This window comes from Halanaerobium hydrogeniformans (genome assembly GCF_000166415.1).
In the GTDB taxonomy this organism is placed as follows: Bacteria; Bacillota; Halanaerobiia; order Halanaerobiales; family Halanaerobiaceae; genus Halanaerobium; species Halanaerobium hydrogeniformans.
The window spans coordinates 1-21,106 of record NC_014654.1; the positions used below are offsets into that span (position 1 = coordinate 1).

The 21,106-nt window shown below is 36.6% G+C and carries 12 protein-coding genes, 3 tRNA genes and 3 rRNA genes; all 18 read left to right on the plus strand.

Annotation, left to right across the window (positions count from 1 at the left end):
• Window positions 1-76: 76 nt before the first annotated feature.
• The 18 genes from dnaA to HALSA_RS00095 all read left to right on the plus strand — a co-directional run bounded on the left by dnaA (window position 77) and on the right by HALSA_RS00095 (window position 21,106).
• On the plus strand, window positions 77-1,498 hold the full coding sequence (dnaA, locus tag HALSA_RS00010) for a chromosomal replication initiator protein DnaA (protein ID WP_013404607.1): 1,422 nt from the start codon (window positions 77-79) through the stop codon (window positions 1,496-1,498).
• 261 nt (window positions 1,499-1,759) lie between these two features.
• Window positions 1,760-2,875, plus strand: a complete 1,116-nt coding sequence (gene dnaN, locus HALSA_RS00015) for a DNA polymerase III subunit beta (protein WP_013404608.1) — start codon at window positions 1,760-1,762, stop codon at window positions 2,873-2,875.
• A gap of 13 nt (window positions 2,876-2,888) precedes the next feature.
• Window positions 2,889-3,107 carry an RNA-binding S4 domain-containing protein gene (locus HALSA_RS00020; RefSeq protein WP_013404609.1) on the plus strand — a complete coding sequence of 73 codons (219 nt, stop codon included), beginning with the start codon at window positions 2,889-2,891 and terminating at the stop codon, window positions 3,105-3,107.
• A gap of 3 nt (window positions 3,108-3,110) precedes the next feature.
• Window positions 3,111-4,232 (plus strand): DNA replication/repair protein RecF, encoded by a 1,122-nt coding sequence (gene recF / locus HALSA_RS00025; protein ID WP_013404610.1) that lies wholly within the window; start codon window positions 3,111-3,113, stop codon window positions 4,230-4,232.
• Between the two features lie 8 nt (window positions 4,233-4,240).
• Complete coding sequence (gene remB, locus HALSA_RS00030; RefSeq protein WP_013404611.1) at window positions 4,241-4,501, plus strand: extracellular matrix regulator RemB; 261 nt, start codon at window positions 4,241-4,243, stop codon at window positions 4,499-4,501.
• Entirely contained in the window at window positions 4,501-6,423 is a 1,923-nt protein-coding gene (gyrB, locus tag HALSA_RS00035) for a DNA topoisomerase (ATP-hydrolyzing) subunit B (RefSeq protein WP_013404612.1), read from the plus strand. Before remB ends, gyrB begins: the two co-directional genes overlap by 1 nt.
• Before the next feature lie 32 nt (window positions 6,424-6,455).
• A complete protein-coding gene (gene gyrA, locus HALSA_RS00040) occupies window positions 6,456-8,954 on the plus strand; it encodes a DNA gyrase subunit A (protein WP_013404613.1) in 2,499 nt (832 codons plus the stop codon).
• A gap of 547 nt (window positions 8,955-9,501) precedes the next feature.
• Window positions 9,502-11,051: ribosomal RNA gene (locus HALSA_RS00045) — 16S ribosomal RNA — on the plus strand.
• Window positions 11,052-11,185: 134 nt separating this feature from the next.
• Window positions 11,186-11,262: transfer RNA gene (locus HALSA_RS00050), tRNA-Ile, on the plus strand.
• A gap of 25 nt (window positions 11,263-11,287) precedes the next feature.
• A tRNA-Ala gene (locus HALSA_RS00055) sits at window positions 11,288-11,363 on the plus strand.
• Window positions 11,364-11,481: 118 nt separating this feature from the next.
• Window positions 11,482-14,513 (plus strand): 23S ribosomal RNA (locus HALSA_RS00060).
• 36 nt (window positions 14,514-14,549) lie between these two features.
• Window positions 14,550-14,666 (plus strand): 5S ribosomal RNA (gene rrf, locus HALSA_RS00065).
• The 16S, 23S and 5S rRNA genes sit together here with 3 tRNA genes alongside, the layout of an rRNA operon.
• Window positions 14,667-14,796: 130 nt before the next feature.
• Window positions 14,797-14,872: transfer RNA gene (locus tag HALSA_RS00070), tRNA-Asn, on the plus strand.
• 466 nt (window positions 14,873-15,338) lie between these two features.
• Window positions 15,339-16,214, plus strand: a complete 876-nt coding sequence (locus HALSA_RS00075) for a DUF7973 family transport facilitator (protein WP_013404614.1) — start codon at window positions 15,339-15,341, stop codon at window positions 16,212-16,214.
• A 127-nt stretch (window positions 16,215-16,341) separates the two neighbouring features.
• On the plus strand, window positions 16,342-17,838 hold the full coding sequence (gene glpK, locus HALSA_RS00080) for a glycerol kinase GlpK (RefSeq protein ID WP_013404615.1): 1,497 nt from the start codon (window positions 16,342-16,344) through the stop codon (window positions 17,836-17,838).
• Between the two features lie 138 nt (window positions 17,839-17,976).
• A complete protein-coding gene (locus HALSA_RS00085; RefSeq protein WP_013404616.1) occupies window positions 17,977-19,455 on the plus strand; it encodes an NAD(P)/FAD-dependent oxidoreductase in 1,479 nt (492 codons plus the stop codon).
• Window positions 19,448-20,728, plus strand: coding sequence for an NAD(P)/FAD-dependent oxidoreductase (locus HALSA_RS00090; protein ID WP_013404617.1), 1,281 nt, complete (start codon window positions 19,448-19,450; stop codon window positions 20,726-20,728). The genes HALSA_RS00085 and HALSA_RS00090 overlap by 8 nt, the downstream gene beginning before the upstream one ends.
• Window positions 20,729-21,106 (plus strand): DUF1667 domain-containing protein, encoded by a 378-nt coding sequence (locus HALSA_RS00095; protein ID WP_013404618.1) that lies wholly within the window; start codon window positions 20,729-20,731, stop codon window positions 21,104-21,106.

The window sequence follows — 21,106 nt, forward strand, 5'->3', positions numbered from 1 at the left end:
AGTGTTTATTCAACCCCCTTTAAATGGGGGTGAATTTTACTTAAGATTAATTTTTTAGAATTACAGGAGGTATTTTATGTCTTTTTCGCAAAAAGAACTAAATCATATCTGGGAGAAAACTTTAGAGAAGATTAAAGAAAAAATTACTAATCCTAGTTTTAATACCTGGTTTTCAGAAACAAAAGCAGTTTTAACTACAAAAGAAAATCAGCTGGTTTTACAGGTTCCTAATAACTTTATTCAGGAATGGATTGAAACACAATATATTAATTTAATTGAGGATATACTAAATGATCTCACTGGCAATGAATGGAGCCTGCTTTTACTAACTCCCAAAGAGGTAAAAAAATTCAAAGAAAAACAGGCTGAAAACAAAAAAGTCCACTCAAAAAATAATAATACTGATCTGATGGATGAAACTGATGATTTCGATGATTTAGGGGAGCAGGAGGATGAAGAAAAACTTAATAATGGTTTTAATCCTAAATATACTTTTGATACTTTTGTAGTAGGTAACAGCAACCGTTTCGCTCATGCTGCTTCACTAGCTGTAGCAGAAGCACCAGCAAAGGCATATAATCCTCTTTTTATTTATGGAGATGTAGGTTTGGGTAAAACTCATTTAATGCAGGCTATTGCTCACTTTATTTTAAAAAATAATCCTGATTATAAGGTTGTGTATGTTTCATCTGAAACTTTTACAAATGAACTCATAAATTCAATTAAAGATGATTCAACTGTTGATTTTAGGGATAAATATAGAAATATAGATATTTTACTGGTTGATGATATTCAGTTTTTAGCTGGCAAAGAACGGACTCAGGAAGAATTTTTTCATACTTTTAATACTTTGCATGAATCAAACAGACAGTTAATAATTTCCAGTGATCGCCCACCAAAGGAAATTCCTACACTTGAGGAAAGACTTAGATCCCGATTTGAATGGGGTTTAATAACTGATATACAAAAACCTGATTTAGAAACTAGAATTGCTATTTTAAGAAAAAAGGCAGATATAGAAAACTTAACCATCCCTAATGAGGTAGTTATTTATATTGCCAATAAAATACAATCAAATATTAGAGAATTAGAAGGAGCATTGGTTAAGGTTATTGCGTATTCTTCACTTGTTGATCGGGAAATAGATATTGAATTAGCCAGAGAAGCTTTAAAAGATCTAGTTAATAAGAAAAAAGATGAACATATCGAGGTTAATATAGAACGAATCAAAAAAATTATTATTGAAGACTATAATTTACGGATGGAAGATATGGAATCTAAAAAAAGAACCCAAAATATTGCTTTTCCTCGTCAAATTGCAATGTATTTAAGCAGAGAATTAACAGATTTTTCTTTACCCCATATTGGAGACGAATTTGGTGGTAGAGATCATACAACTGTTATTCATGCTCATAATAAAATTAAAGAAAAAATAAAAAATGAAGAAGATTTCAGCAAGAAAATAGAACGTCTAACCAATACAATAAAACACGGATAAATTTATAAACAAAAATTGTGGATAGTTATTAAGGTAGTTGTAGATAGAATGTTAATAAAATAAAACTGTTAGTATGTGGATAACTTTTGGGTGTTAAGCCCACATATTATCTACAGGCAAAATCAACTACTAGTTGGTATTAGAGGGCTTATCCACATATTAACAGCCCCTACTACTATTACTACTAGTTATATTAATAAAAAAACAACTATAATATTTTGTGCTTATTGTTAATAACTTTTTAAAATGGAGGGATCTAAGTTGAAATTTTCAATAGAACAAAAGGATTTATACAAAGCTTTAAACATAGTTAGAAGAGCTGTAGCTAAAAACAAAACACTTCCTATTTTGACAGGTATTTATTTAAAAGTAGAAAAAAATATACTAAGTTTAAAAGCTACAGATTTAGAATTAGGTATTAAATATAATGTTAATGTTGATTCAGAAGAAGAGGGTTCAGTTGTATTGCCTGCAATGCAATTTATTAACATTATTAGAGAATTACCGTCAGAAAAGATTGAAATTGAATTAAACGAAGATAAATGGCAGTTGCAAATAAATTGTTTAAACTCATTATTTAAAATTAATGGTTTTGATCCTGATGAATTTCCAAGTCTACCAGAAGTTGAAGCAAGTGCTGAATTTAATTTGCCTGCTGCTAAATTTAAATCAATGCTGGAAAAGGTTAAAATATCAACTTCAAAAGATGAAACTCAACCAGCTTTGACCGGAGCGCTTTTTGTTGTTAAAGCAGAAGAAGTGAGAATGGTTTCAACCAATACATATCGATTATCTTATGTTGATTCTCCTTTAAAAACTAATTTAGATCAAATAATAGAAGTTATTTTACCTGGTAGTACCTTAGATGAATTAAATAATTTACTGGAAGATGAAGGTAGTATTGATATTGTAGTTGATAACAATTATGCTCGTTTTGAATTTGCTGGTATAGAATTAATATCTAGACTTATTGAAGGTAAATTTCCCAATTATGAACTAGTAATACCAGATGAATTTAATTCAAAATTCAAAGCAGACTTATCTAAACTACATGGAGCAGTTAAAAGAGCATCATTGATAGCTAAAGAAGACGCGAATATAATTTCTATTTCAGCTGATGAAGGAATAATGGAAATTAATTCAACTGAAGGAAGTGCTGGTTATGCTCATGAAGAGCTTTCAATAGAATTGTCCGGTCCTGATCAAAAAATTAATATTGATGCTGGTTATTTAATTGATGTATTAAAAGTGTTAGATAGTGAAGAAATAAATATAGAAATGATAGGTCCATTAAATCCTCTTGTTATAAAAAATGAAGATCAAGCTGGAGGAAAATTTATTTATTTAATTATGCCTGTTAGAGCTCAGGCTTCTTAAAGGAGGGTTATGTTTGGAAAAAATAGAGATTAATACCGATACAATAAACTTAGATCAATTTTTAAAATGGGCAAATATTGCTATGAGTGGTGGAGAGGCTAAATATCTAATTCAAGAAGGAGAAGTAACAGTTAATGGAGAAGTAGAAACACAGAGGGGAAAAACTCTAAAAGTGGGAGATGTTGTATCTCTAACTGGAAACGATAAAAAATATATAGTAAGTCGGGGATAATAAATGCATTTAAAAAGGGTTCTCTGCCGTAATTTTCGCAATTTCGATGAAATAATACTTGATTTAAATTCAAATTTAAATATATTTTTAGGTGATAATGGTCAGGGAAAAACAAATTTATTAGAAGCAATTTACATAATGGCTACAACTAATTCCCACCGCAGTAGTGTTTGTTCTGAATTAATAAATTGGAAAAAAGAAGAAGCTCTTATTCAGTTGCTTTTAGAGCGCAGAGAGGGTAATATTAAATTAGCTATGCGTTTAGATAAAGGTGGACGCAGGGTAGAATTAAATGATAATCCACTTGATAAGGTAAAAGAAATGGTGGGTTATCTTAATGCTGTTTTATTTTCGCCTGAAGATTTAAAGTTGGTTAAAGAGGGACCTTCTCACCGGAGAGAATTTATTAATTTGGAAATTTCTCAGGTTAGCAGATATTATAATCATCTTTTAAGTAAATATGATCATATTTTAAAACAGAGGAATAATCTTTTAAAATCAATTAGAGATGGGAAAAAATCTTCAGAAAATATGCTCTCTATTTGGGATGAACAGTTATCTACTATTGGGGCAAAAATTATTTTAAAAAGAATAGAAGTAGTTGATAAATTAAAAATCTTGGCTAGACTTTCTCAAAGACAGATAACAGAGGGAAAAGAAGAACTAGAAATAGAATATGATATATCATTAGATGGTTTTTCTGAAAAAATGGGAGAGGCAGAGTTGAGAGGACTTTTTAATAAAAATTTAAAAGAAAAAAGAGAACAAGAAATTAATAGAGGTTATACTGTTATTGGACCACACAGAGATGATCTAATCTTAAAGATAAATGAGATGGATTTAAGAAAATATGGATCTCAAGGCCAACAGAGAACTGCTGCTCTGGCTTTAAAACTTGCAGAGCTTGAATTTATGAAATCTGAAACGGGAGAATATCCAGTTCTGCTTTTAGACGATGTTTTTTCTGAATTAGATAGTTTAAGAAGAAAAGCATTGATTAATATTATAGCAAATAAAATTCAAACTATAATTACAGCAACAGACGGAGAAAATTTATCCGGACTTAAAAATAACTCTTATCATGTTTATAGAGTTAAAGAGGGTAAAATTAAAAAAAGAGGGTGAGTTTTAAGATGTTCTTACATCTTGGTGGAGGCAATATGATTCCTTCTGATCAAGTAGTTTTGATCGGTGATCTAGAAAATACTACTTATTCTGAAATCACACAAGAATTTATGCAGATTTCTGATGAAGAAGGATTTATAGTAGACTATTCGGCGGGTAATCCCCGTTCTTTTGTGTTGACAGGAGAGACAATATATCTTTCAATGATCTCATCTAAGACACTAGCAGATAGAGTTGATAAGTTTACTGAAGAAAATGGGGGATATTGATGGATTTTAAAGAGAGAAGTAATTACGAAGCAGAACATATACAGGTTTTGGAAGGTTTGGAAGCAGTTAGAAAAAGACCTGGAATGTATATAGGTTCGACCAGTACTGAGGGTTTACACCACTTAGTATATGAGGTCGTTGATAATAGTATAGATGAAGCAATGGCAGGCTATTGTACAGAAATAATTGTTGAAATTCAGCCAGGTAATATTATAAAAGTTAAAGATAATGGACGTGGTATTCCGGTTGAAAACCATCCAAAAATTGATAAACCTGCTGTAGAAGTTGTAATGACAACCCTTCATGCAGGTGGTAAATTTGGAGGAGAAGGTTATAAGGTTTCTGGAGGTTTACATGGTGTAGGAATTTCTGTTGTAAATGCCTTAACAGAATGGATGGAAGTTGAGATTGCCTGGAAAGATGGAAAAGTATATAAACAAAAATATGAAAGGGGCGTACCTCAACACGAACTGAGAGCTATTGGAAGCTGTGATAGTGATTGTACAGGTACTACAATAGAATTTAAAGCTGACCCCCAAATTTTTGAAGAGATAGATTATGAATATAGAAATTTAGCCCAGCGTCTAAAAGAACTTGCTTTTTTAAACAAAGGGCTTAAAATTAAAATAATTGATAGTAGAGTTGATGAAACAAAAGAAGATGAATATCAGTATGATGGTGGCCTAGTTTCTTTTGTTAAGTATTTAAATCAAAGTAAAAAACCTCTTTATCCAGATCCAATCTATTTAGAAACAGAGGGAGAAGAGGGCTCATTAGAAGTAGCTATTCAATATCATCAGGGCTATAACAGTTCTATTTTTAGTTTCGCTAATAATATTAATACCAAAGAGGGTGGAACTCATTTAAGTGGGTTTAAATCTGCCATTACAAGAACCTTTAATGATTATGCTCGCAAAAAAAATATTTTGAAAGATTCTGATGATAATTTTAAAGGTCAGGATATTAGAGAAGGAATGACTGCAATAATAAGTGTAAAATTAGCTGATCCTCAGTTTGAAGGACAAACCAAGACTAAACTTGGTAATTCTGAGATGAGGGGTTTTGTTGATTCTGCAGTTTCCTCTTTTCTTAAAACCTTTTTAGAAGAAAACCCTAAAATAGCTAAGGTAATTGTTGATAAGGCATTAAGTGCTGCCAGAGCAAGAAAAGCAGCTCGTAAAGCCAGAGATCTAACCAGAAGAAAAAGTGCCCTTACTTCAACTGCTTTACCAGGTAAATTAGCTGACTGTGCAAAAAGACAGGCAAAAGATACAGAGGTATATATTGTTGAGGGTGATTCTGCAGGTGGTTCGGCTAAACAGGGAAGAAATAGGGAATTTCAAGCTATTTTACCATTAAAGGGTAAAATATTAAATGTGGAAAAATCCCGTTTAAATAAAATATTAAACAATGATGAGATTAGAGCTCTAATTACTGCCATTGGTACAGGTGTTGCAGAAGAATTTGATATAAATAATTTACGCTATGAAAGAATAATAATTATGACAGATGCAGATATCGATGGTGCTCATATAAGAACTCTACTTTTGACATTCTTCTATCGTTATATGCGTCCTTTATTAGAAAATGGAAATATTTATATTGCACAACCACCTTTATATAAGGTTAAAAAGGGAAGAAAAGAAGAATATGTTTATAATGACAAAGCATTAAAAGAGCTTCTCGATGAAATTGGTAGAGATAGAGTTTCTATGCAGAGATACAAAGGTTTAGGAGAAATGAATCCGGGACAGCTCTGGGATACTACAATGGATCCTGATAATAGGATTTTACTCCAGGTTAATATTGAAGATGCAATTTTGGCTGATGAGACATTTTCTATTTTAATGGGAGATAAAGTAGAGCCAAGACGGAAATTTATTCAGGAAAATGCAGCTCAAGTTAAAAATCTTGATGTTTAAATCTTATTATTATATAAAGGCTGGTGAATAATTTGAATCAAAAAGCAGCAAGAGTAGAAAAAATTGACATAGATAAAGAAATGAGGGGTTCTTATCTTGATTATGCAATGAGTGTAATTGTAGGTAGAGCTCTTCCTGATGTAAGAGATGGCTTAAAACCTGTTCATAGGAGAATATTATATGCTTTAAATGATCTAGGTATGACTCCTAATAAACCACATAAAAAATCAGCTCGTATTGTTGGGGAAGTACTTGGTAAATACCATCCTCATGGTGATACAGCTGTTTATGATACTATGGTAAGGATGGCCCAGGATTTTTCATATCGCTATCCACTTATCGATGGACATGGTAACTTTGGGTCTGTTGATGGTGATTCAGCAGCAGCCATGCGTTATACAGAAGCAAGAATGTCATCTATCACAACAGAATTATTAACAGATATAAATAAAGAAACTGTAGATTTCACACCTAATTTTGATGAATCTTTAGAAGAACCGCAAGTTTTACCGGCAAGGTTCCCCAATCTTTTGGTAAATGGAAGTGCAGGAATTGCAGTTGGAATGTCAACAAGCATTCCTCCTCATAACCTGGGCGAAGTAATAGATGGTGTCGTAAAATTAATTACTAAACCAGAAATAACAACCAAAGAATTAATGACAATTATTAAAGGACCTGATTTTCCTACAGGTGGACAGATTATGGGAAGGGGAAGTATCTACAAAGCTTATAAAACTGGTAGAGGAAAATTAACAGTCAGAGCTAAAACAAGGATCGAAGATTTAAAGGTTAATAGAAAACAGATTATAGTAGATGAATTACCCTTTCAGGTAAATAAAGCTCGTTTGATCAAAAAAATTGCTAATCTGGTTAAAGATGAAAAAATTGATGCTATTTCTGATATTAGAGATGAATCTGATAGAGATGGAATGAGAATTGTAATAGAGTTAAAAAGAGAAGCTACTCCAGAAGTTGTTTTGAATCAATTATATAAACACAGCAGATTACAAATAACCTTTAGTACAATAATGATTGCTCTGGTAAATAATGAGCCAAAGGTATTATCATTAAAAGAAATTTTAGAACATTATTTAGAACATCAAAAGAAAGTGATTACCCGAAGAACTAAATATGATTTAGATAAGGCATTAGATAGAGCTCATATTTTAGAAGGATATAAAATTGCTCTGGCAAACATAGATGAAATTGTAGAAATGATTAAAGAAGCTGAAGATGTGGATACTGCTAGAATTGCATTAATGGATGATTATGAATTATCTGAGATTCAAGCAAATGCGATTTTAAGAATGAGATTGCAGAGTTTAACAGGGTTAGAAAGAAATAAAATTGATACTGAATATGATGAACTTCAAGCTAAAATAACCAGATATCGTTCTATTTTAGCTGATGAAGATAAACTTCTTAATATAGTTAAAAAAGAGATATTAGAAATAAAAGACAAATATAATGATAAGCGTAGAACTAAGATTATGGATAAGGTAACTGATCTTGAAATTGAAGATTTAATAGAAGAAGAACAAATAGTAATTACTATGACCCATCAGGGATATATAAAAAGAATGGCATTAGATCTCTATAGAAGTCAAAGACGTGGAGGTAAAGGTGTAATTGGTATTAGTACCAAAGAAGAGGATTTTGTAGAAAATATATTTACTACTACAACCCACCATAAATTCCTGTTTTTCAGCAATCAAGGAAGGGTCTATAGACTTAAAGGATATCAAATTCCAGAAGCAGGTAGACAGGCAAGGGGTACGGCAATAATAAATCTTTTAGAATTAAAAGAAGAAGAAAGAATAACCGCCGTGATTCCTGTTAAAGAGTTTCCTGAAGATGCCTATTTAATTATGGCCACCAAAAATGGTTTAATTAAAAAGACATCATTAGATGCTTATGATACTAATTATACTGGACTGATTGGTATTAATTTACGAGAAAATGATGAATTAATTGGTGTCAGGATTATTGATGAAGATGAGAATATAATTTTAGTTAGCAAAAATGCCAAAGCTATTCATTTTAATGAAAGTGATGTAAGGTCAGTAGGTAGAAATTCTTATGGAGTTAGAGGAATCAGGCTTAGTGAAGAAGATTATGTAATAGACATGGGAATTGATTCTGCTGGAGAGCATCTGCTTGTAATTACCGAAAATGGATATGGTAAAAAAACACCTCTTACAGAGTACAGAATTCAAAACAGAGGTGGAAAAGGTATATTAACTGCTAATATAACCGAAAAAAATGGTCAACTTGCAGCAGCTAAAATTGTAGATGCTAATTCTGAAATGATGGTTATTACTCACGAAGGAATTATTATTAGAGTTCAGGCAGAAGAAATATCAACTACAGGTAGAAATACTATTGGTGTTAAAATAATAAATGTTGAAGAAGATGATAAAGTAGTTTCTCTTGCTAGAATTAATGAAGATGAGATAGTGGATGAACTCGAAGAATTAGATAAAATAGAAACAGAAACTGATGATCTAGATAAATTATATGAAGAAGAATGATTGTAAAAATTATAAATATTATAAAATAAAGGTGTTTTAAGGCTATAAAACCCGCTTTCACAGGGGTTTTTATAGTCAAATGAAATAAAATCAATAATTCCTTGACAAAGGAAGTTAATCAATGTTAACATAGTAAATGTCGCTGAAAAAGACACATTGTTTTTTTGGAAAAATAATAAAAAAAGTTCTTGACAAACGACAGCAGTATTGATAAGATATTAAATGTCGCTGTTAAAAACAAAAGCGATCTGTGAGGGGCAAAACTTCCCGAGCAAAGCACCAATCTTAGTATTATTAAAGAAGATAGAGTGCGACGGTCTCAATGACCTAGCAAGGTATCATCTTATTATTGTTCTATTAAAGAAGATCAGTGCGACGGACTCAATGTCCAAGTGCTGAATCATCCTTTTTGTTCTATTAAAGAAGATTCAGTGAACCTTGAAAATTAAACAGCAAGCCAACGTTAATATACTTTGAGTGTTAAAACTTAAAAGTAATTATTAGTTCAAAGCTTTTATATAAATAATAGAAGCCAAATCAAATTCTTTAAACGGAGAGTTTGATCCTGGCTCAGGACGAACGCTGGCGGCGTGCTTAACACATGCAAGTCGAACGGTCTACCTCGACGGAAGCCTTCGGGCGGAAGACGAGACTAGATAGTGGCGGACGGGTGAGTAACACGTGGATAACCTGTCCTCAAGTCTGGGATAACCTGGCGAAAGTCGGGCTAATCCCGGGTAAGCTGAGAGTGTGGCATCACACAATCAGAAAAGGTGCTATTAGCATCGTTTGAGGAGGGGTCCGCGGTAGATTAGCTAGCTGGTGAGGTAATGGCTCACCAGGGCGACAATCTATAGCTGGTCTGAGAGGACGATCAGTCACACTGGAACTGAGACACGGTCCAGACTCCTACGGGAGGCAGCAGTGGGGAATCTTCCACAATGGGCGAAAGCCTGATGGAGCAACGCCGCGTGAGTGAAGAAGGTCTTAGGATTGTAAAGCTCTGTCCTTAGGGAAGAACCGTGGGTATAGAAAATGATACCCACCTGACGGTACCTTTGGAGGAAGCACTGGCTAACTACGTGCCAGCAGCCGCGGTAATACGTAGAGTGCAAGCGTTGTCCGGAATTATTGGGCGTAAAGGGTACGCAGGCGGATAATCAAGTCAAGCGTGAAAGGTGTCGGCTTAACCGACAGACTGCGTTTGAAACTGGTTATCTTGAGTGTAACAGAGGAGAGTGGAATTCCTAGTGTAGTGGTGAAATACGTAGATATTAGGAAGAACACCAGTGGCGAAGGCGACTCTCTGGGTTAACACTGACGCTGAGGTACGAAAGCTGGGGGAGCGAACGGGATTAGATACCCCGGTAGTCCCAGCCGTAAACGATGGATACTAGGTGTTGGAGGTTCGAATCCTTCAGTGCCGGAGTTAACGCATTAAGTATCCCGCCTGGGGATTACGATCGCAAGATTGAAACTCAAAGGAATTGACGGGGGCCCGCACAAGCGGTGGAGCATGTGGTTTAATTCGAAGCAACGCGAAGAACCTTACCGAGAATTGACATCCCGTGACTACCTGTGAAAGCAGGGTTTGGCATTTATGTCACACGGAGACAGGTGGTGCATGGCTGTCGTCAGCTCGTGTCGTGAGATGTTGGGTTAAGTCCCGCAACGAGCGCAACCCCTGTTCTTAGTTGCCAGCGAGTAATGTCGGGGACTCTAAGAAGACTGCCGGTGAAAGTCGGAGGAAGGTGGGGATGACGTCAAGTCCTCATGCCCTTTATATCTCGGGCTACACACGTGCTACAATGGTTGGTACAGAGGGGAGCTAAGCCGCGAGGTGGAGCAAATCCTTGAAAACCAATCCCAGTTCGGATTGCAGGCTGCAACTCGCCTGTATGAAGTTGGAATCGCTAGTAATCGCAGGTCAGCATACTGCGGTGAATACGTTCCCGGGCCTTGTACACACCGCCCGTCACACCAATCGAGTTGGATGCACCAGAAGTCATCTGCGGATGCCGGAAGGTGTGTCCGGTAAGAGGGGTGAAGTCGTAACAAGGTAGCCGTACCGGAAGGTGCGGCTGGATCACCTCCTTTCTAAGGAGAGAACGTGAGCTTGCTGTTTAATTTTGAAGGTTTGCAAAAATCATTCAATAAAAATAAAAAATAGAAAAAACAAATAAATCCTGCAATAAAAGATGTGAGGATTTATATTAATTTAAAAAGAGAATGGGTCTATAGCTCAGTTGGTCAGAGCGCACGCCTGATAAGCGTGAGGTCGGTAGTTCAAATCTACCTAGACCCACCATTTCACTAATTTAGAACTACTATACGGGGGTATAGCTCAGCTGGGAGAGCGCCTGCCTTGCAAGCAGGAGGTCAGCGGTTCGAATCCGCTTACCTCCACCAATTTAACACCTTGAATGTTAGAAATCAGAAGTTAGGATATAAGCAAAAAATAAAACTAACTTTTAATTTGTAACATTTAAAAACTGTACATTGAAAAATGCATATAGGAAATAATATAGATTAAGCTAGAAAGAGCTTATGGTGGATGCCTAGGCATTCAGAGTTGAAGAAGGACGTGACCGGCTGCGAAAAGCCGCGGGGAGCTGCTAAATAAGCGTAGATCCGTGGATATCCGAATGGGGCAACCCACCAGTGTGGAGCACTGGTATTATGCAGTGAAAGAAGTAGCTGTGTAAGAACAAGCAGGAGAATTGAAACATCTTAGTACCCTGAGGAAAAGAAATCAAAACGAGATTCCCTTAGTAGCGGCGAGCGAAGGGGGAGAAGTCCAAACACTAAAAGTGTAAACCTGTAGGTGTTGCTTTTAGTGGGTGTGGGATATTGTTAATTAGAGGCTACAGCCTTTAGATGGCTTAAATTTTTTGCTAAGTCGAAGGGACTGGAAAGTTCCGCCAGAGAGGGTAATAGCCCTGTAGGCGAAAAGCAAAAGAAGTCAAACGATATCCAGAGTATCACGGGACACGAGAAACCCTGTGAGAATATGGGAGGACCACCTTCCAAGACTAAATACTCCTGAATGACCGATAGTGAACAAGTACCGTGAGGGAAAGGTGAAAAGAACCCCGGAAGGGGAGTGAAATAGAAACTGAAACCGTAAGCTTACAACAAGTAGGAGGACTATTAGAAAGTCTGACTGCGTACTTTTTGTATCACGGACCGGCGAGTTACTGATCGTAGCAAAAGGTTAAGCCATAGAGGTGTAGCCAGAGCGAAAGCGAGTCTGAATAGGGCGGAAGTTATGATGAGTAGACCCGAAACCGAGTGATCTATCCATGACCAGGGTGAAGCGGGTGTAAGAGCCTGTGGAGGCCCGAACCCGGTGTTGTTGAAAAAACATGGGATGAGTTGTGGATAGGGGTGAAAGGCCAATCGAACTCGGAGATAGCTGGTTCTCCTCGAAATAGCTTTAGGGCTAGCCTCAGAGTAAAAGTTAATTGGTTGTAGAGCACTGATTGGACAAGGGGCCCAACAAGGTTACCAAATCCATTCAAACTCCGAATGCCAATTAATGTTCTCTGGGAGTCAGACTGTGGGGGATAAGCTTCATAGTCAAGAGGGAAAGAGCCCAGACCACCAGATAAGGTCCCAAAGTATATGCTAAGTGGAAAAGGAAGTGAGATCGCACAGACAACCAGGATGTTGGCTTAGAAGCAGCCATTCATTTAAAGAGTGCGTAATAGCCCACTGGTTAAGCGGTTTCGCGCCGAAAATGTAACGGGGCTAAAGCATATCACCGAAGCTGTGGTTTCTAGGAACTGTCCATAAAATTTATCTATTAATGATTTAGGATGAATTTAGATAGGTTTTATGGGCGGTTTCTAGAGAGGTAGAGGAGCATTGTGTGCTGGGTGAAGCTATACCGTAAGGAGTAGTGGACGGCACAGAAGAGAGAATGCCGGTATGAGTAACGAAAAAAGGAGTGAGAATCTCCTTCGCCGAAAGTCTAAGGATTCCTGAGGAAGGCTCGTCCTCTCAGGGTTAGTCGGGACCTAAGCTGAGGCCGAAAGGCGTAGGTGATGGAAAATCGGTAAAGATTCCGATACCACTGTAAATTGATTGAGTGAAGTGGGGACGCGGTAAAGAAGGTGGAGCATGTGACTGGAAGAGCATGTATAAGCTATTAAGCTGGGGTAAGGAGGCAAATCCCTTTACCCATCTAAACAGCTTAAAGTGATGTGGAGCCAAAAGAGGCGAAGCCACCGGATAAATCGCCAAGAAAAACCACTAACGAGATTTACAGTGCCCGTACCGCAAACCGACACAGGTAGACGGGAAGAGAATTCTAAGGCGCGCGAGAGAACCCTTGTTAAGGAACTCGGCAAAATGACCCCGTAACTTCGGGAGAAGGGGTACCCTTTAGGAATACCTAGAGGGTCGAAGTGAAAAGATCCAAGCGACTGTTTATCAAAAACACAGGTCTCTGCTAAGTCGTAAGACGAAGTATAGGGGCTGACGCCTGCCCGGTGCTGGAAGGTCAAGGAGAAGGCTTAGTACTTATGTACGAAGGTCTGAACCTAAGCCCCCAGTAAACGGCGGCCGTAACTATAACGGTCCTAAGGTAGCGAAATTCCTTGTCGGGTAAGTTCCGACCTGCACGAATGGCGTAACGACTTGGATGCTGTCTCAACAAGGGACTCGGTGAAATTAAATTGCCTGTGAAGATGCAGGCTACCTGCGACAGGACGGAAAGACCCCGTGGAGCTTTACTGCAGCCTGATATTGGGTTTTGGTGTAGAATGTACAGGATAGGTGGGAGGCATTGAAGCTGGTATGCTAATATCAGTGGAGCCGTTGGTGGGATACCACCCTTTCTACAGCGGAATTCTAACTGGAGGCCATAAACTGGTCACAGGACATTGTCAGGCGGGCAGTTTGACTGGGGCGGTCGCCTCCCAAACAGTAACGGAGGCGCTCAAAGGTTCCCTCAGTGCGGATGGAAATCGCACGAAGAGTGTAAAGGCAGAAGGGAGCTTAACTGCGAGACAAACAAGTCGAGCAGGTACGAAAGTAGGACTTAGTGATCCGGCGGTATAGTGTGGAATTGCCGTCGCTCAACGGATAAAAGTTACCCCGGGGATAACAGGCTTATCTCCCCCAAGAGTTCACATCGACGGGGAGGTTTGGCACCTCGATGTCGGCTCATCGCATCCTGGAGCTGAAGCAGGTTCCAAGGGTTGGGCTGTTCGCCCATTAAAGCGGTACGCGAGCTGGGTTCAGAACGTCGTGAGACAGTTCGGTCCCTATCCGTCGCAGGCGGAGGATACTTGAGGAGAGCTGTCCCCAGTACGAGAGGACCGGGATGGACACACCGATGGTGAATCAGTTGTTCCACCAGGAGCATAGCTGAGTAGCTAAGTGTGGGAAAGATAAACGCTGAAAGCATCTAAGCGTGAAACAAACTCCAAGATAAGGTATCCCACTCTGTTAAAGAGTTAAGATCCCTTAAAGATGATAAGGTAGATAGGCCGGAGGTGTAAATGTAGTAATACACTGAGCTGACCGGTACTAATAGATCGAGGGCTTAATCATATTTATTTCCTATATGTATCTTTGAATTTACAGTTTTCCGGTGGTAATTGCGGAGGGGTAACACTTGTTCCCATTTCGAACACAAAAGTTAAGTCCTCCAGCGCCTATGGTACTGCATTGGTAACGATGTGGGAGAGTAGGTCTCTGCCGGATCCTTTTTTGTTTTAAATTAATATATTTTCCATTAAAAAAACTGATAAATATTTAAAAAAATACTGGAAATAATAAATAAATTATGCTAAAATAATAAATAAGGGAAATAATAATATAACTTTAATAATACTCCCCGATAGCTCAGTTGGTAGAGCAGGTGACTGTTAATCATCTTGTCGCAAGTTCGAGTCTTGCTCGGGGAGCCATTTTTTAAATATAATTGTCAGAATAATTTCATTAATATAAAAACTTTCATATAGATGCCGTTAAAGCCAGTATATACAAGGTGGGATCAGATGATGAATGTTAAGATGAGAGTTGAAACAATATTAAAAATTTTGCATATCTTTACATTCTTTTCATTATTTTTAAAATTATTTGACAAATCTGAAAAAAATGCTATACTATTTCTAGTGATAAAAAAATGTGTAAAAAATTGAATATAAAATTAGGTGGAGAAAATGAGAAAACCTTATTGATAATAACTTGAGCTAACTATGTCTAAATACTTTTATTAGTTGTTATCAATAAGGTTTTTTTCATTGAAACCTTAATATATTAATTGGAAGGGGGATAGAAAAATAGTACTTAGGTTGAATTAATTTCATAATATTATGACTATATTATCTTTATTATCTATTAGGAAAATCAAAAATTAGGAGGATTAAGTATATGGGAATTACTTTAAATTTAGTTTTAGCAGCTTTTGGTGGCGGACTTTTCGGATCAGCAATCGGTGCATTACCCGCATTTATTTTTACAGGATTTTTAGTATTAGCTGGTGAAGCTCTAGCACTCGCTGGAGGAGCAGGAGATTTTACAGGAGTTATAGCATTTGGTACTTTATTTGGTCCACATATCGCTTTTGCTGGTGGAGCAGCTGCAACAGCTTATGCTGCAAGCAAAGGTAAATTAGAGGGTGGAGCAAATATCTTAAAACCTTTAATGGGAATTAGAGAAAACTGGGACATCTTACTTGTTGGTGGAGCTTTTGGTGTTTTAGGTTTAGTAGTTAATCAATTCTTAGCTTCAATTGGTACTCCTAGTGATACAATTGCTATCACTGTTGTTGTTTCTGCTTTAGTTCATAGAGTTGCTTTTGGTGAAACAGGTATCTTTGGTAAATATGATCCAGAAGTAAGTGATTCAAGATGGAGTATTACTCCTGATATTGCCTGGTTACCATGGCAGATGAATCTTTCTCAATTAATTCCAATTGGTTTAGGTACAGGTTTAGTTGCTGGGTTTGTTGCAATAGAAACTGGTACAGTATTTATCATGTTCGGTATTACAGCTGCTTCTTTAATTATTCTGCAGACAATGGGTGAAGGTCCAGTTACTCACCATATAGCTTTCCCTGCAGCAGCGGCAGCAATGGCTACAAACAGTGTTATCTGGGGTGGAATCTTTGGTGTGCTAGGTGCTATCTTAGGTGAATTCTATGCTCGCTTATTCTACTCTTGGGGAGATACTCACATTGACCCTCCTGCAGCAACAATTGCAACATTGATTACAGCTGCAATGTTATTCTTAGGATTCTCATTCTAAGTAAATTTTATGCTTAACAATTAATTATAGCTTGAAATAAGATAAATAGATTGCATTCACTATGATTAATGTAAGACCTTTTATAGATTCATGTAAGATAACAAAATAACAAGAGGAGTGATTAATTTTGGAAAATTATGTCTTAGCGATTGATCAAGGAACTACTAGTTCACGGGCAATGATATTTGATCATGATGGGCAAGTTGTTAGTGTAGCTCAAAAAGAATTTACACAGTACTTCCCAAAACCTGGTTGGGTAGAACATGATCCAGATGAAATTTGGGGTACAACATTAGGTGTTATTGCTGATGCTTTAGGTAAGAAAAATATTAAACCTTCTCAAATCATCTCAATTGGTATCACAAATCAGCGTGAAACAACAGTTGTTTGGGATGCTGAAACTGGAGAACCTATCCATAATGCTATCGTTTGGCAGGATAGAAGAACCGCTTCAATTTGTGATGACTTAAAAGACGCAGGTCATGAACAAACTATTAAAGACAAAACTGGTCTTGTTGTAGATGCTTATTTCTCAGGTACAAAAATTAAATGGATGCTTGACAATGTAGAAGGCGCTAGAGAAAAAGCAGATGCTGGCAAACTTAGATTTGGTACAATTGATACCTGGTTAATCTGGAAACTTACAGGTGGAAATGTACATGTTACTGATTATACTAATGCTTCACGTACATTAATTTATAACATTAAAGAACTTAAATGGGACGATGAATTATTAGGTTTCTTAGATGTACCTCGTTCAATGCTTCCAGAAGTTAAAGCTTCAAGTGAAGTTTATGGTAATACAGTTGACTTCCATTTCTTCGGCGAAGAAGTACCAATTGCTGGTATTGCTGGAGATCAACAGGCAGCTACATTTGGTCAGGTATGTTATGAAAAAGGTATGGCTAAGAATACTTATGGTACAGGTTGCTTTATGCTCATGAATACTGGTGAAGAAGCAGTTGCATCTGAAAATGGATTATTAACTACAATTGCTTATGGTATTGATGGTAAAGTTAACTATGCACTTGAAGGTTCTATCTTTATTGCTGGTGCAGCTATTCAGTGGTTAAGAGACGAATTGAAAATAATAGATAAAGCTCCTGATTCAGAATACTTTGCTAATAAAGTTGAAGACACTGGTGGAGTTTATGTAGTACCTGCTTTTGCTGGTTTAGGTGCTCCATACTGGGATATGTATGCACGTGGTACAATTGTTGGATTAACAAGAGGTACTTCTAAAGAACATTTAATCCGTGCAACATTAGAATCTATTGCTTATCAAACAAGAGATGTATTGGAAGCTATGGAAGCAGATTCTGGCATAGAACTTAAGACTCTTCGTGTAGACGGTGGAGCTGCTATGAATGACTTCTTAATGAACTTCCAGGCAGATATCCTTGGTGTTGAAGTAGAAAGACCAAAAGTTAATGAAACTACTGCTTTAGGTGCTGCTTATCTTGCTGGTTTAGCTGTTGGATTCTGGGACAACAAAGAAGAGCTCGTTGCTAAGTGGGATAGAGATGCTTTATTTGTTCCTAAGATGGCTGAAGAGAAGAAAGAAAAATTATATGCAGGCTGGAAAAAAGCTGTAGAAAGAGCAAAAGATTGGTCTGACGAATAAAAAAATAATATAAAGTTACTATTATATTATTGGACATAGAAAATTAGAAAGCCCAATCCAGACAGCATATTTTTTATGGTGTCTGGTTGGGTTTTATTTATCTTATGGATAAAAAATATGAATTAGGAGGAAATAAAATTGTCTCAAAACAAATATGATGTAATTATTGTTGGAGGAGGCATTTCTGGTTGTGCAGTGGCCTGGAAACTTGCCAGGTATAATATTGATGTTTTATTACTAGAAAAAGATCCAGATGTTGCAACTGGTACAACCAAAGCTAATACTGCTATTATTCATGCTGGATATAATGCTGATCCAGAAAAACAAAAAGGTCGTTTAAATAATAAAGGAAATATCCAGATTAAACAAATTGTAAAAGATTTAAATATACCTTTTGAAGAAATTGGTTCATTAGTGGTTGGTATGGAGGGCGATAATTTAAGTGTTTTAGATGAGTTATTAGAAAAGGGAAAAAGAAATGGTGTAGAAGGCCTAGAAATTGTTGATAAAGAATGGTTGCTCAGAGAAGAGCCCCATATCAACAAAGATGTTGTTGCTGCTTTATGGGCTCCAACTGCTGGGATTATTACTCCCTGGGAATTCGCCTTAGCTATGGCTCAAAATGCTGTTGCAAATGGAGTAGATATTCAATTAGAAACTGAAGTATTAGATGTATATACTGATAATGGTAAAGTTACCGGTGTAAAAACTAATAAAGGAGATTATCAGGCTGATTATGTAGTTAATGCAGCTGGGTTATATGCTGATGATGTTGCTAAAATGGTAGGTGTAGAAAAAATTGAAATCCATCCTCGTAAAGGTGAATACTATATTTATGATCATGCTAAAGATTTTGAAATCAATCATGTACTTTTCCCAATCCCAACCAAAATATCAAAGGGTATAGTTTGTACTCCTACAGTAGAAGATAATTTACTTATCGGGCCTACCTCAGATTTTGTAGACAGCAAAGAAGATTTAGCTACATCCAGGGAAGGATTAGATCATGTCTTTGAGGGCGCTAAAAAGATGTTCCCTGATCTAACTCTACAGGATACTATTAGAGTATTTGCTGGTTTAAGAGCCGCGGATAAAACAGAAGATTTTGTTATAGAAGCAGCAGATACTGTGGATGGTTTTGTTAATGTTGCTGGAATCCAATCACCTGGATTATCTTCAGCTCCTGCAATCGCTGATTTGGCAGCTGAAATCTTAGAAGATTTAGGCTTAACTTTAGAAGAAAAGAAAGATGTTATTGAAACTAGAGAAGAACCTGTAAGATTCTATGAAATGTCAAATGAAGAAAGAGCAAAATATGTTGAAAAAAATAAAAAATATGGTAAAATTATCTGTCGTTGTGAGACAGTATCATATAAAGAAATCTTAGATGCTATACATGGTCCTGTTGGAGCAAGAACAGTTAATGCTGTAAAAAGAAGAACGAGAGCCGGTGCTGGTAGATGTCAGGGTGGTTTCTGTGGGCCTAGAGTAACTCAAATATTAGCAGATGAACTCGGCATTGATACCACTGAAGTAAGATTAGAGAAAAACAATTCAAAAATTGTTGAACACAAAATAAAAGGTTTACTCGGAAGTAAGGTGATTGATAATGCTTAAAGTAAAAAAAGATGTAGTTGTTATTGGTGGTGGACCAGCTGGTTTAGCTGCTGCAGCTGAGGTTTATGATAATGGAGTAGAAGATGTAATAATCCTTGAGCGTGACTTTGAGCTTGGTGGTATTTTACCACAGTGTATTCATAATGGATTCGGCCTCCATTATTTTAAAGAAGAGTTAACCGGACCTGAATATTCTCAGAGATTCGAAAATGATGTAGAAGAAAGAGATATTGAGGTTAAACTGAATACCATGGTTTTAGATGTAACTCCTGATAGAAAAGTTTATGCGATGAATCAGGAAGAGGGTTTTCTGGAAATTGAAGCTGGTGCAGTAATACTTGCTATGGGATGTAGAGAAAGAACAGCTGGTGCTTTAGGTATTCCTGGAACAAGACCAGCGGGTGTTTTAACTGCAGGTACAGCCCAACGCTTTACAAATATTGAAGGATATGTACCAGGTGAAGAAGTTGTAATACTTGGTTCTGGAGATATTGGACTAATTATGGCTAGAAGAATGAGACTAGAGGGAGCAGACGTAAAAGCTGTCTGTGAAATTCTACCATATACCGGTGGACTAACCAGAAATGTAGTTCAATGTTTAGAAGACTACGATATTCCTCTATTGCTTAATCATACCGTTACAAAAATAATTGGTAATGATAGACTTGAAGCAGTTGAAATTACTGAAGTTGATGAAAATATGAAACCTAAACCAGAAACTTCAAAAATTATTAAGGCTGATACCTTACTGCTTTCAGTTGGCCTAATTCCTGAAAATGAACTTTCTAAAAAAGCAGATGTAGTACTTGATGATACTACAGGAGGACCGTTTGTAAATGAAGGACGTGAAACCAATATAGAGGGTATATTTGCCTGTGGTAATGTATTACATGTACATGATTTAGTTGACTGGGTAACCCAGGAGTCACAAATTGCAGGAAACTGGGCTGCTAAATATGTCAAAGGTGAATATAAAAGAACCGATTCTAAAATCAAGATGAAAGCCGGGGAAAATGTTAGTTATGTAATTCCTCATACTGTAGAATTGGATGGTTCAGATAGAAATAGAATACCACTTTATATGAGGGTTTCAACTCCTTTAATGGCAGTAGATATTAATCTATATGCTGATGGAGAAAAACTATATTCTTTCTCTGAACCATTTGCTAAGCCCGGAGAAATGATTACAGTTCCTTTAGCACAAAAAACTCTAGATGACTTAGATGATGTTAAAGAAATCAGAGTGGATATTATAGAAAAGGAGGGACAATAAATGAAAGAAACTAAGACCCTGACTTGTGTAGCCTGTCCAAAAGGCTGCGAAGTAACCGTAGAATTTGAAGGCGATGAAATCTTAAATATTGATGGACATGCTTGTCCACAGGGTAAAACTTATGCAGAAGAAGAAATTGTTGCTCCTACTAGAATATTACCTACAACCGTAAAGGTAAAAAATGGAGCATTACCTCTTTGTCCGGTTAAAACAACCAAACAGATACCCTTAGAAATAATTCATGATGCTATGGCAATAATCGGTCAAAAAGAAGTTGAAGCACCTATAGAAATAGGACAGATAATAATAGAAAATATACTAGATTCAGGTGCAGATATTGTTGCTACAAGAGATCTACCAAAAAAAATTGAGGTGTAA